The organism is Bacillus sp. FSL H8-0547 (assembly GCA_038002745.1).
Classification (GTDB): Bacteria; Bacillota; Bacilli; order Bacillales; family Bacillaceae; genus Bacillus_P.
In genome coordinates this window covers 317,704-330,175 of record JBBODD010000001.1, presented here as the reverse complement: position 1 = coordinate 330,175, position 12,472 = coordinate 317,704, and the positions used below count along the sequence as shown (strand labels likewise).

The following is a 12,472-nucleotide window of genomic DNA, read 5'->3' as shown; positions in this document are numbered from 1 at the left end:
TGAATGATCAGAAGAAACTCATGACTCGTTCAAAATTCCCAAATGTGTTTTGATTATTTTAATTTGACTAATAAAGGGTATGAAAAAAAGACAAGCAAAATACACTAATTGTGAAAAGGAGGAGGTCATCATGAAGAGATTTTCCGGTTTTGCCCTTCTGAATGCGGCGGGATATGTTCTCGTCATTGTCGTTAACTATCTCGCAAATGCCCTGCCGCTAAATGGACAGACATCAGCTGAAGTGTCTGACAGTATTCCGGTTTTATTCACGCCTGCAGGCTATGCATTTTCCATCTGGGGACTGATTTACCTGCTGCTTGGAATTTGGACGGCAAGACAATTTTTTGTGAATGAAGAAGAACGCATGAACTATGCGAAGATTGGCATTTGGTTTTTCCTTAGCTGCATCTTTAACAGCCTATGGCTATTTGCTTTCCATTATGAACTGTTTCCGGTCTCGCTGCTTGTCATGCTGGCACTGCTGATTTCCCTGATTGTCGTGTATACACGCATTCAGCGTCTTCCAGAACGGAAATGGCTGATGAGAACACCGTTTTCGATTTATCTAGGTTGGATTTCAGTTGCAACAATCGTAAACTTTTTCATTTTCTTTTATACGGCGGGCATCGAGTCATTCCTTGGCTTGAACGAGCTTGCCTGGGCAGTTATTATGCTGATTGTCGGCGCCGTGCTGGCCGTCTTGTTTACATTTAAAAATGATGATGTCTATTATCCGCTTGTCTTCATCTGGGCGTATATTGCCATATATGTTATGCAGGATCCGGCCGCCATAAAAAGAACCGTTGTCATAACCGTGATTGTGATTGCAGCGGCTGTTCTGTTAAAACTCATTCAGAAGCTTCGGAAATAAAGAAAGTGATGCTGAGACCTAACAATTTCAGCAATGAAAAACACCGAACCAGGGTATACTGGTTCGGTGTTTTTTTATATTAAAGGATTAGAAAAAGACGCATCAATCGGGATAGAGCTGTCACTTTTATCGGAAAAGAAACCTAAATAGTGGCGTGATTAGGGAGAGTGGCGCATTTTTTTAAAAAAAGAACCTCATTAGCGGCATCACTCGGATTAGTGGCGCCATGCCGTAAAGCAGCATCGTTTTTACGTTTCTTCAATTGAACTTCCCGACTATTCTAAATAACATGTTTTGTCCAAGTCCCTATGATGATTCTTTTTTAAAACTTCCTTCCAGTATCTTCTGATAGCCATAATTCAGAGCAGCATAGGAAACGGAAAGTGCAAAGAGGCTGTGCTTATTTAATTTCTTAAGCTTATATAAACCTGTTTTTTCGAAAAGGTAAGTCAGAGGATAGGCCAATAGGAAATCCATGGCCGCATTGAGCAGCATAAACCTCCAAAATCTTCCGTATGTAAGGTGGAATATCCAGAGGGTTCCTGAAATGAACGGGCCGAATATAAAGCTCAGATCTCCCCATAAGCGGTTCTTTCTGCCGCCTTTAATTGTCCACAGCTGATAAGGTCCTGCAATCATTGTCTCAACTGCCAAAAGCAATGAGACCAGAAAAGAGGCAGGAGAAAAGCGAAGGATAGAAGCTGGCTTTAATAAAAACAGGCTTCCCCATGAGAGAATAAGAATGATGATTCTGATCGGTTTTGAATAAGTCACAAAAAATCCCTCCTGTTATTCATCATGCTCGAATGGGGGAGGAATTATGAAAAAACGTCCAGGCAATTGCCTGAACGTTTTTTTGTTATGCTTTTTTGTCGTCATACTGCATGTAAACAGCGTGTGTGACGGTAAAGTCCTCAATCCCGTGTTTGCCGTCAGCTCCGCCAAGCCCTGATTTGCGTAGGCCGGCATGATAGCCTTGAATGGCTTCGAAATTTTCACGGTTTATGAAGGTCTCGCCGAACTTCAGTTCATTGGCAGCCCGCATGGCTTCATGGACATTATCTGTATAGATGGAAGATGAAAGACCAAAATCTGAATCATTTGCAAGCTCAATGGCTTCATCAAGGGTTTTGTAGGTCATAATCGGGAGCACCGGACCGAAGATCTCTTCCTGAATGATTTCTGAGTCCTGACTCACGTTCGTAATGACTGTAGGTTCATAAAAGAAACCTGAAGTCATCTCTGCCCGTTTGCCGCCTGTAAGAATTTTAGCACCTGCCGCAACAGCGTTCTGAACCATTTTTTCTACCGTTTCCAGACGATCCATACTGACGAGAGGTCCCATTTCAGACTCCCTGTCTGAAGGCATTCCAACCTTCGTATCCTTCATTGCCTGCGTCATCTTCTCAATGAATTCCTCAGCTACGTCTTCATGAACATACACACGTTCAGCATTTGTGCAGGCCTGTCCGGAATTTGTGATTCTCGATGTTTTGATGCTCTTAACGGCAGTATCCAAATTGGCATGCTTCGTAACGATGGCAGGTGCTTTTCCTCCAAGCTCAAGGTTGACCTTGGTAATGTTTTTAGCAGCGGCTTCCATCACCTTTGTTCCTGCTTTTACACTTCCTGTCATGGTAATGATGCCGACTTTCGGGTGGGAGGCCATCACATTGCCGATTGTTGAACCTTTACCGGTGATGAAATTATATACTCCCGTCGGAATATCCTTCATTTCATCGATGATTTTTGTGAATTCTGCCGCCGTATTTGGTGTCTGCTGACTTGGCTTAAGGACGATTGAGCATCCTGTAATCAGAGCGGTTGCGACCTTTCTTGCCAGTATAAAGACCGGGAAGTTCCAGGGAACAATTCCTGCCACAACCCCTATCGGCTTTCTGAACATCAGAATGTTCTCGTTCGCCCGGTCGCTTGGGATAATTTCTCCCTCTATTCGCCTTGCCCATTCGGACATATAGTAAAAATAATCAATGGCCGTGTCGATTTCTCCGCTGGCCTGTTCATAAGGCTTGCCCTGTTCTTCCATCAGCAGCTCTATAAAGGTATCGCGGCGGTCTTTTACTCTGTCTCCAAGAGCTCTTACAATTTTCCCTCTTTCTGCTGAGGGAACCTTTTCCCATTTCTTCTGTGCTTCAAAAGCTGCTTCAATTGCCTTATTTGCATCTTCCTCTGTTCCTGCAAAAATGGACGAAATGACTTCCTCTGTCGCCGGATTGACGACCTCAATTGTTTCCTTTGATGTTGAATCGATGTATTCACCATTAATATATAATTTATGTGTCTTCATGATTGGCCTCCTTCTATCATTCTTCTAAACTGTTCCACTCACGCTTTTTCTTTAAACATCATCAGCACGGGGAATGTGCAGCGAAAAAATGGAAATTGAAACTTTATTGTGTTAGATTCGTAGTACAATAGAAGCGGAATTCCTTTATTGGAAAATACTTTTAGGGGTGATTTACTTGTCAATTTCTTTATCAAAAGGTCAGCGCATCGATCTTACAAAGACAAATCCGGGATTAACAAAAGTCATAATCGGACTGGGCTGGGATACGAATAAATATTCAGGCGGCAGAGATTTTGATTTGGATGCCTCGGCATTTATGGCAAATGCAGGCGGAAAGGTTCAAAACGATCACGAATTTATTTTTTACAACAATCTGAAGAGTCCGGACGGGGCAGTCGAACATACTGGCGACAACCGAACAGGTGAAGGAGACGGAGATGATGAGCAGATGATCATCGATTTTTCCCTGATGCCGTCCCATGTTGAGAAAATAGGTATTACCGTAACCATCCATGACGCAGATGCACGAAGCCAGAATTTCGGACAGGTTTCAAACGCATTTGTACGTGTTGTGAATGCCGACACCTCTGAGGAAGTTCTCCGCTATGATCTAGGAGAAGACTTTTCGGTAGAAACAGCAGTTGTCGTCTGCGAATTGTACAAGCACGGCCAGGACTGGAAGTTCAATGCCATCGGCAGCGGTTTCTCCGGAGGACTTGGTGCGTTATGCCGAAACTATGGACTTGATGTCTGAGAGGAGACTTTAAAATGAGCTCGATCAATTTGATGAAAAAAACAGCAGGAATCGTACTTGAGAAGAAAAAGCTCACCGGAGTCGTCGCCCGGGTAGGCCTTGTTCTTGATATTTCCGGTTCAATGCGGACCCTCTACAAGGATGGAACCGTGCAAAAAGTAGTTGAGAGAATTCTTGCAGTGGCAAGCCAGTTTGATGATGACGGGATGCTTGACGTCTGGGTGTACGACAATGAATTTACAAGACTTCCTTCAGTCACAGAAAGAGATTTCGAAAACTATGTAAACAGGGAGATTCTCTTTAACGATTCTATACATAAATTCGGGCGCAACGATGAACCGCCGGTCATGTTTGATGTCATGACAAAATATTTAAAGGAAGAGCCAAGCAGAGATCCTGCGTTTATCGTTTTTATCAACGACGGAGGCTGCAAAAGCACCATTAAAAAACCGGTTGTCTCATCTTCTGATAAGCCGCTTTTCTGGCAGTTTGTCGGGATTGGAGATTCCAATTTTAAAGTGCTTGAAAATCTTGACACCATGGAAGGCAGGTTCATCGACAACGCAAACTTCTTCCATGTGCAGAACATCGATGCAATGACAGATGAAGAGCTGTATGACCGCTTGCTGAATGAGTTTCCGGACTGGATCAGAGAAGCAAAGGGCAAACGAGTATTGTAAATTTGAGGCCACAGGGCGTAATCCTGTGGCCTTTTTTTGAAAAATCATTCCTTTTTCCTGTTTGCATGAGAAAAGCGGCAAAGAAACCAATCTTTTTTCATGCAAGGTTCTCAATAAATGAATCAAATGACCCGAAAAAAGCGGACTTTTACATAATTTACAATTTAAAAAACAGGCCGGCACCTCTTGCTGTCTGGTCATAAAAGCGCTATCATGGACGTATAATCTGAAATGTAATTTCAAAATAATTAAGTTTAAATTGAAATTATGTTTAGGTTAAAATATACTGAATAGTAAGAATTTTGTTAGGAGGCAACATCCTTTTATGGAAAAACAGCTGCGTTCATTAACGACAGAATTGAGAAATGAACAAACAATGAAGATTGACAGCGCAAGCACGCTTGAAATCCTCTCAATCATGAATAACGAGGATATGAAAGTAGCGGTGGCAGTGCAAGAGGTGCTTCCTGAAGTGAAGGCGGCCGTAGAGTTTGCCTATGAATCTCTGAAAAAGGGAGGAAGAATCATTTATATTGGCGCAGGCACAAGCGGCAGGCTCGGAGTCCTCGACGCTGTCGAATGCCCGCCAACCTTCAGTACATCTCCGGATACAGTCATTGGACTGATTGCCGGGGGGGAACGTGCTTTCGTTAAAGCGGTAGAAGGAGCAGAAGACAGAGAAGATTTTGGAGTGAATGATTTAAAATCCATCCAGCTTACAGCTAATGATACGGTAATAGGCATTGCCGCAAGCGGAAGAACGCCATATGTTTACGGAGGCCTTCAATATGCTAAAAGCATCGGGGCTAAAACAGTCGCTCTTTCATGCAACAAAGATGCGAAAATTTCGGAGGCAGCGGAAGTCGGCATAGAAGTGATTGTAGGCCCTGAAGTTGTAACGGGTTCAACAAGAATGAAAGCGGCTACTGCCCACAAGATGGTTTTAAACATGATCTCAACAGCATCCATGATCAAAATCGGAAAAGTGTATGAAAATCTGATGGTTGATGTGAATGTGAGCAACTACAAGCTTAAAGAACGGGCTGTCAGCATTATTCAGACGTTAACTGGAGCAGATTACGAGACGGCTAAAGAGACACTTGAAAAAGCGGAGCTTAAAGTAAAGCCGTCCATTGTGATGATTAAAGCGAAAGTCGCGTATGACGAAGCATCTGATTTATTGCTTCGCGCAGACGGAGATGTCCGAAAAGCCATCTCACTTCATGAAGGATAAGGAGCGGAAGCTATGACAACCGGAGCTCTCTCCATTATCCAAACGATGCTTTCCAAGCTGCCGCAATCTGAACAAAAGCTTGCCGAATATATTCTCAAACACCCGCATGAAGTGGTAAACAGCACTGTAAGCGAACTCAGCACATCTGCAAAGTCAAGCGGCGCAGCTGTTGTCAGGCTCTGCAAATCACTTGGACTCAAAGGATTTCAGGACCTGAAAATGAGAATTGCCGGCGACCTGATGAAGTCTGTTGAACAAGGCTACCGTGATATTGAGCCTGGTGAATCTCTTTACAGAGTTGTTGAGAAAACGACAAGCAATACGATTCAGATTATAAGAGATACAGCGGAAATCATTGATCATGATAATCTGAAAATGGCAATCAGCATGCTCATGAAGGCGAAAAACGTTCACTTCTGCGGGGTAGGCGCATCAAACATCGTCGCGCAGGATGCCCAGCAAAAGCTGATCCGCATCAACAAAGGAGCAACTGCCTTTACAGATATGCATCTTGTTGCAACATTGATAGCAAATGCACAGCCGGACGATGTGCTTTTCGCCATTTCGTTTTCGGGTGAAACGAAGGAAATCGTCAATGTGATGAAACTTGCAAGAGAAAGAGGAGTGAAAACGATTGGACTTACCCATTTCGGGCAGACAACCGTTTCCTCACTCAGCGATGTCTCGCTTCATACTTCTTTCTCAAATGAAGCTCCTTTCAGGAGTGCTGCGACGTCATCACGGCTTGCGCAGCTGTATATGATTGATATTTTGTTCCTCGGAATGGCGACCGAGCAGTATGATAAGACCGTTCAATATATTGACAATACAAGAGCGGCGATCAAATCAATGACAGAAAAAATGAAATAGGCACTACAAAAGGGGGATTACAGGATGGCTAAGGGGAATAACAGAAACTTACTCATTGCCGAGCAGCTGCTTGAGCATCTTGGAGGAGCAGGAAACGTCAGTGCTTCTACACACTGCATGACGAGGCTGAGAGTTTCTCCGCATGACAAATCAAAAGTAAATATGGATGCCATTAAAAAAACAGACGGTGTTCTTGGGGTTGTAGAGGAAGAGACGATTCAGATTATCCTTGGACCCGGAGCTGTCAACAAAGTTTCGGCCGAGTTTGAAAAGCTGCTTGCAGCAGCGGATGGATTCGACTTAAAGGATGCCGCATCGAAAAACAAATCCGAAATTGATAAAAAAAATGCAAAGCCGTTTAAACTGTTTCTCAGAAGAATTGCAAGCATCTTCATTCCGCTGATTCCGGCACTTGTCGCCTCCGGTTTGATTACCGGTATTACGAAAGCGGTTGTTCAGGCAGAGTGGCTTGCAGCCGATTCGCAGCTGGCCATTATTTTAACGGTTATCGGTTCAGGACTGTTCGCTTACCTTGGAATTTTAGTCGGTACAAACGCGGCAAAAGAATTTGGCGGTTCGCCGGCGCTTGGCGCACTCGCAGGAATTCTGGTCATTAACCCTGCAGTTGGCGATATTGCCCTGTTCGGCGAGAATCTTCTTCCAGGACGCGGCGGCTTAATCGGAGTCCTTTTCGCTGCCATCTTTATCGCTTTCGTTGAAAAGCAGGTGCGCAAATTTGTTCCTCAGTCTCTTGATATTATTATTACACCTACAATTGCACTTTTAATTACAGGGATCGTAACTTATATCGTATTCATGCCTGTTGGAGGTTTTGTATCGGATACGATCACAAAAGGACTTCTCAGCGTACTTGATCTTGGAGGAGTAGTAGCCGGCTTTGTACTTGGAGCTACGTTCCTTCCGCTTGTTGTAACAGGCCTTCATCAGGGTCTGACACCTGTACATCTTGAGCTGATAAATTCAATCGGCGATGATCCGCTTCTTCCGATTCTTGCAATGGGAGGCGCAGGTCAGGTAGGGGCAGCCTTTGCCATCTACTTTAAAACAAAGAAGAAAAGCCTTAAGCGCGCAATTGGCGGCGGCCTTCCATCAGGAATGCTCGGAATCGGCGAACCGCTGATCTTCGGTGTCACACTGCCTCTTGGCCGTCCGTTCCTGACAGCATGTCTTGGAGCAGGAGTAGGGGGAGCCTTCCAGGCCCACTTTGATATTGCGACAATTGCAGTCGGTGTATCCGGCCTGCCGCTGACATTCCTGGTCCACACAAACCAGATTATTCTTTACCTTGCCGGACTCGCCATCTCTTACGCTGCAGGTTTCATCTTTACGTATCTATTCGGATTTAAAGACGAAATGGCAGCTGAGTTCAAGTGATCGGCATATCATTTTATCTTCAGGACCCGCATGCAGAACAGCAGATTCTGCATGCGGCAGCATCAGGCGTGAAGCGGGCGTTTACCTCGCTTCACATTCCTGAAGAAGAGGGAAACCTGAAGCAGAGGGCAAAAGAGCTGCTGGAACTTGCAGAAAAACATGACATTGAGATCCAGGCCGATGTATCACCTTCCACACTAAAGCATCTTGACATACATAAATTCGAAGAGCTTTCTGCATTTGGAGTCAGGGGAATCAGACTAGACGACGGATTCGATGAAGCAGCGATTAAGTCACTTTCATCCGTTTTTTCCCTCTCTATTAATGCGAGCACAGTCACAGAGTCTGAGCTTTCAGCTTTGCTTGAAAACGGCTTGGAACCTCAAAAAATCATCGCATGGCACAATTTCTATCCGAGAAGAGAAACCGGTTTAGACGAAGAATTCTTTCATTCTCAAAATGAGCTGTTCAGAAAATACGGCATTGAGACAGCAGCTTTCATTCCAGGTGCAGGGACAAAAAGAGGACCGCTGTATGATGGACTGCCAACTTTAGAGAAACATAGAAACATATCCTCCTATGCAGCCGGTGTCGAACTGCTTCTAAAGGTCAATCACGTCTATATAGGCGACCCGGGTACAGAAGACAGCCTGATTGAAAAATTATCTCTTTATAAAAAACAGAATATTCTCACTCTAAGGATACTTTCAGACCAGTTTACAGGCGGCTTTTATCAGTTTCGGCCAGATGCATCAAGAGATGTTTTCAGACTAAAAGATACGCGATTGGCTGAAGAGGTAAAACCATGCAATACGATCGAACGGCAAATAGGAATGATTACGATGGATAACAGCGGATACGGCCGCTACAGGGGAGAAGTCCAGATTTGCAGGCGGGTGTTAGCGGCAGATGAAAGAGTGAATGTCATCGGGAGAGTGATAGATGAGGATTTGCCGCTTTTGAATCTTGCCCTGTCCGGTCAAAAAGTGAAGATCGACGCGGTTTAAAAAAATACGGAAAACAAAGGGGAAACGTATGAAAAAATGGACAGCCAGCGCACTTAGTTCAGTTCTTGCTCTATCGATTATCGCACCATCAGCATCGTTTGCAGAAATCGCTGAAAAAGCCTCGCCTAAAGCTAAAACCGAGTACACAGTTCTGACGAAAGCAAAAAAACCTGAAGAAGCGGGTTTCTCTTCTGAAAAACTTGAAAAAGTAGACCAGCTGATTGAAAAAGAAGTCGCAGCCGGGTTTCCCGGAGCCGCTCTGATTGTCATAAAAGACGGCAAAATCGTAAAAAATGAAAGCTACGGCTACAAACAAAAATTTGATGGACATACACCGCTCAAGAAATTCTTGAAGATGGAGAACGATACATTATTTGACCTCGCCTCCAATACAAAAATGTATGCTGCAAACTTTGCTCTTCAAAAACTGGCAAGCGAAGGAAAACTGGATGTCTACGACAAAGTTCAAACGTACATTCCGGAATTTAAGGATTCAGAGTCTGATGTGATAAAAGGCAAAGATACGATGCGCATTATAGATGTCCTCCATCACACAGCAGGATTTAAGCCTGACCCGCAATATCATAACCCTGCAGTATCAAAGGAACTGTATTCGCAGGAGCGGGAAAAAACAATCGCCAATATCAACAAGACGCCTCTTACATATGAACCGGGAACAAAGAATATTTACAGCGATGTAGATTATATGCTTCTTGGCACAATCGTTGAAAAAATTACCGGACAAAAGCTTGATCAATACGTTGAAAACGAATTGTACAAGCCTTTGAAATTGAAGGATACAGTCTTTAATCCGCTGCAAAAAGGGTTTAAACAGAAGGAAATCGCAGCAACAGAACTGATGGGCAACACCCGTGACGGCATCATCAGCTTCCCGAACATCAGAACATATACGCTTCAGGGGGAAGTTCATGATGAAAAAGCCTTCTATTCTATGGAAGGTGTATCAGGACACGCAGGTTTGTTTTCAACCACACAGGACCTTGCCGTTCTTCTTCAAGTGATGCTTAATGGTGGAGGCTATGGAAACGAGAAGCTTTTTGACAGAGAGGTTATTGAAGAATTCGTAGAGCCTTCTGACATGAATGGAACGTACGGACTCGGGTGGAGATTAAATGGAAACGACAGCATGGACTGGATGTTCAGCGAATATGCAAGCGACAGCGCATATGGTCATACAGGCTGGACAGGCACTGTCACGATCATTGATCCTGAGTATGACCTTGGCATCGTTCTTTTAACAAATAAAAAGCACTCTCCGCTTGTGAATCCGGCTGCCAATTCCAACCAATTCTTCGGCGATCTGTTTACAACAGGCAGCTATGGAAGTGTAGTAACCGCTGTTTATGAAGCTATGGAAACCAATTAAAAATAAGGGGATGGGTAACATGGGGAAAAAGAAATGGATATCCGCCGCTCTTGCAGCGGTCCTGTCAGTATCAGCTTTAGCCGGAATCAAGCCGGCAAAAGCTTCGGCAGAAACAGATGTGAAAGCCATTGTAGAAAATATGTCCGTTGATGAAAAAATCGGACAGATGCTGATGCCTGATTTCCGCAACTGGAAAAAAGAAGGGGAAAGCAAAGCGACAGGCTTCACGGTTATGAACGATGAAGTCGGCGGCATCATTCAGAAATATCACCTTGGCGGAGTGATTCTTTTCGCAGAAAACGTTGTCGGGACCGAACAGACAGCACGGTTAACGGACGGCCTTCAGCAGGCAAGCCCTGATATTCCGCTCTTCATTACAATCGATCAGGAAGGCGGGATTGTCACACGTCTTCAGACAGGGACAAACCTTCCGGGCAATATGGCACTTGGTGCTGCAAGAAGTGAAAAATATGCCTATCAAACCGGTGAAATTGTCGGCAAAGAACTTTCCTCTCTCGGAGTGAACGTTAACTTTGGTCCGTCGGTTGATGTGAACAATAATCCGGGGAATCCGGTAATCGGCGTCCGTTCGTTCAGTTCCAATCCAGAACTTGTTTCAAAGCTCGGCATTCAGACAATTAAAGGACTGCAAAGCCAGAACATGGCTGCAACAACAAAGCATTTCCCGGGACATGGCGATACAGCGACAGACAGCCATTACGGACTTCCTATCGTGACGCATGACAAAGAAAGGCTTCGTGCCGTGGAGCTCGCTCCATTCCAAAAAGCCATTGATGAAGGCGTTGACATGGTCATGACGGCTCATGTTCAATTCCCGGCATTTGACGATACAACGTACATCAGCAAAAAAGACGGTCAGGAAATTTTAGTTCCGGCAACCCTTTCCAAAAAAGTTCTTACAGGACTGCTTCGCGAAGAAATGGGCTTTAACGGCGTCATTATTACGGATGCGTTGAACATGAAAGCCATCGCTGACAACTTCGGTCAGGAAGAAGCTGTTGTTCTTGCACTGAAATCCGGTGTGGATATCGCATTAATGCCTGCACAGGTAAATTCTCTTGATATGGAACAAAATCTCGCATCTGTCTTCAATGCTGTGAAAGAAGCAATCTCAGAAGGGGAACTTCCGATTGAGCAGGTGAATGCATCTGTTGAGCGCATTCTTAAACTGAAGGAAAAACGCGGCATCTTAACACCTGATTCAACTCCAATTGAGGAAAAAGTAGAAAATGCACTTGAAGTGGTCGGAAACAAAGATCACCTGAAAAAAGAAAAGAAAATGGCAGAAGATGCTGTCACACTTTTGAAAAATGAAGACAAAACACTTCCTTTCAAGCCGAAAAAAGGCGAAAAAGTATTGGTGCTTGCACCGTTTGCAGATCAAGTAGAAGCGATGACACGCAGCATCAAAGAATTAAAAGGCAAGAAAAAAGATGTTGAAGTCTCAGGCTATGCTTTCTCGGGAAAAACATTCGGTCCTGAAACAGCTGCGATGATTGATCAGGCTGACTATATCATCACCGGTTCCTATGTGGTGAAAAACGACCCTGCTGTAAACGACGGCGTCATTGACGACTCGGTTCAGGATTCAAGCAAATGGGCAACAGCTTTCCCGAGAGCAGTCATGAAAGATGCACAGTCAAAAGGCAAAGATTTTGTTCTTATGAGCCTGCGCAATCCGTATGACGCAGCAAATTTTGAAGAAGCAAAAGCTGTCATGGCCGTTTACGGCTTCAAAGGCTATTCAAACGGCGCATACAGACAGCCAAACATCCCGGCCGGAATCAGAACAATTTTCGGAGAGTCAAATCCAAAAGGTAAGCTTCCTGTCGACATTCCATCCGTCACAAATCCAGAAGAAACGCTGTATCCGTTCGGATACGGACTGGACATCCGCTCAGGCAAACAGCTTAAATAATCTGATGTAAGGGAGAGGCTGAAATGA

The 12,472-nt window shown here is 44.3% G+C and carries 11 protein-coding genes; 9 read left to right on the top strand and 2 right to left on the bottom strand.

All coding sequences use genetic code 11. The features are described 5' to 3' along the window. The first annotated feature begins 130 nt into the window (after positions 1–130). Complete coding sequence (locus tag MHB63_01690) at positions 131–871, top strand: TspO/MBR family protein (protein ID MEK3805300.1); 741 nt, start codon at positions 131–133, stop codon at positions 869–871. 306 nt (positions 872–1,177) lie between these two features. Here the strand turns inward: MHB63_01690 and MHB63_01685 are convergent, their stop codons facing one another. Continuing rightward, positions 1,178–1,645 (bottom strand): hypothetical protein, encoded by a 468-nt coding sequence (locus tag MHB63_01685; GenBank protein MEK3805299.1) that lies wholly within the window; start codon positions 1,643–1,645, stop codon positions 1,178–1,180. Positions 1,646–1,730: 85 nt separating this feature from the next. Beyond that, positions 1,731–3,179: an aldehyde dehydrogenase gene (aldA, locus tag MHB63_01680; protein ID MEK3805298.1), complete on the bottom strand. Its 1,449-nt coding sequence runs from the start codon at positions 3,177–3,179 to the stop codon at positions 1,731–1,733. A gap of 175 nt (positions 3,180–3,354) precedes the next feature. Here aldA and MHB63_01675 point away from each other — a divergent pair, with 175 nt between their 5' ends. The 8 genes from MHB63_01675 to MHB63_01640 all read left to right on the top strand — a co-directional run bounded on the left by MHB63_01675 (position 3,355) and on the right by MHB63_01640 (position 12,445). After that, the gene (locus MHB63_01675; protein MEK3805297.1) at positions 3,355–3,933 is read left to right on the top strand and encodes a TerD family protein; all 579 of its coding nucleotides are present in this window, start codon (positions 3,355–3,357) and stop codon (positions 3,931–3,933) included. Positions 3,934–3,947: 14 nt separating this feature from the next. After that, entirely contained in the window at positions 3,948–4,613 is a 666-nt protein-coding gene (locus tag MHB63_01670; GenBank protein MEK3805296.1) for a VWA domain-containing protein, read from the top strand. A 325-nt stretch (positions 4,614–4,938) separates the two neighbouring features. Further along, on the top strand, positions 4,939–5,847 hold the full coding sequence (gene murQ / locus MHB63_01665; GenBank protein MEK3805295.1) for an N-acetylmuramic acid 6-phosphate etherase: 909 nt from the start codon (positions 4,939–4,941) through the stop codon (positions 5,845–5,847). 12 nt (positions 5,848–5,859) lie between these two features. Continuing rightward, positions 5,860–6,717, top strand: coding sequence for a MurR/RpiR family transcriptional regulator (locus tag MHB63_01660; GenBank protein MEK3805294.1), 858 nt, complete (start codon positions 5,860–5,862; stop codon positions 6,715–6,717). Between the two features lie 24 nt (positions 6,718–6,741). Beyond that, positions 6,742–8,112, top strand: coding sequence for a PTS transporter subunit EIIC (locus MHB63_01655; protein MEK3805293.1), 1,371 nt, complete (start codon positions 6,742–6,744; stop codon positions 8,110–8,112). Then, positions 8,109–9,119, top strand: coding sequence for a MupG family TIM beta-alpha barrel fold protein (locus MHB63_01650; GenBank protein MEK3805292.1), 1,011 nt, complete (start codon positions 8,109–8,111; stop codon positions 9,117–9,119). The genes MHB63_01655 and MHB63_01650 overlap by 4 nt, the downstream gene beginning before the upstream one ends. A gap of 28 nt (positions 9,120–9,147) precedes the next feature. Then, positions 9,148–10,506, top strand: coding sequence for a penicillin binding protein PBP4B (gene pbp4b, locus MHB63_01645; GenBank protein MEK3805291.1), 1,359 nt, complete (start codon positions 9,148–9,150; stop codon positions 10,504–10,506). Positions 10,507–10,525: 19 nt separating this feature from the next. Further along, complete coding sequence (locus MHB63_01640) at positions 10,526–12,445, top strand: glycoside hydrolase family 3 protein (GenBank protein ID MEK3805290.1); 1,920 nt, start codon at positions 10,526–10,528, stop codon at positions 12,443–12,445. Positions 12,446–12,472: the final 27 nt, after the last annotated feature.

What these genes read in the sequence shown, in the direction of transcription:
- MHB63_01660 (MEK3805294.1), top strand. Translation starts at nt 5,860, where the DNA reads ATGACAACCGGAGCTCTCTCCATTATCCAAACGATGCTTTCCAAGCTG.
- MHB63_01670 (MEK3805296.1), top strand. Translation starts at nt 3,948, where the DNA reads ATGAGCTCGATCAATTTGATGAAAAAAACAGCAGGAATCGTACTTGAG.
- MHB63_01690 (MEK3805300.1), top strand. Translation starts at nt 131, where the DNA reads ATGAAGAGATTTTCCGGTTTTGCCCTTCTGAATGCGGCGGGATATGTT.
- aldA (MEK3805298.1), bottom strand. Translation starts at nt 3,179, where the DNA reads ATGAAGACACATAAATTATATATTAATGGTGAATACATCGATTCAACA.
- murQ (MEK3805295.1), top strand. Translation starts at nt 4,939, where the DNA reads ATGGAAAAACAGCTGCGTTCATTAACGACAGAATTGAGAAATGAACAA.
- MHB63_01655 (MEK3805293.1), top strand. Translation starts at nt 6,742, where the DNA reads ATGGCTAAGGGGAATAACAGAAACTTACTCATTGCCGAGCAGCTGCTT.
- MHB63_01640 (MEK3805290.1), top strand. Translation starts at nt 10,526, where the DNA reads ATGGGGAAAAAGAAATGGATATCCGCCGCTCTTGCAGCGGTCCTGTCA.
- pbp4b (MEK3805291.1), top strand. Translation starts at nt 9,148, where the DNA reads ATGAAAAAATGGACAGCCAGCGCACTTAGTTCAGTTCTTGCTCTATCG.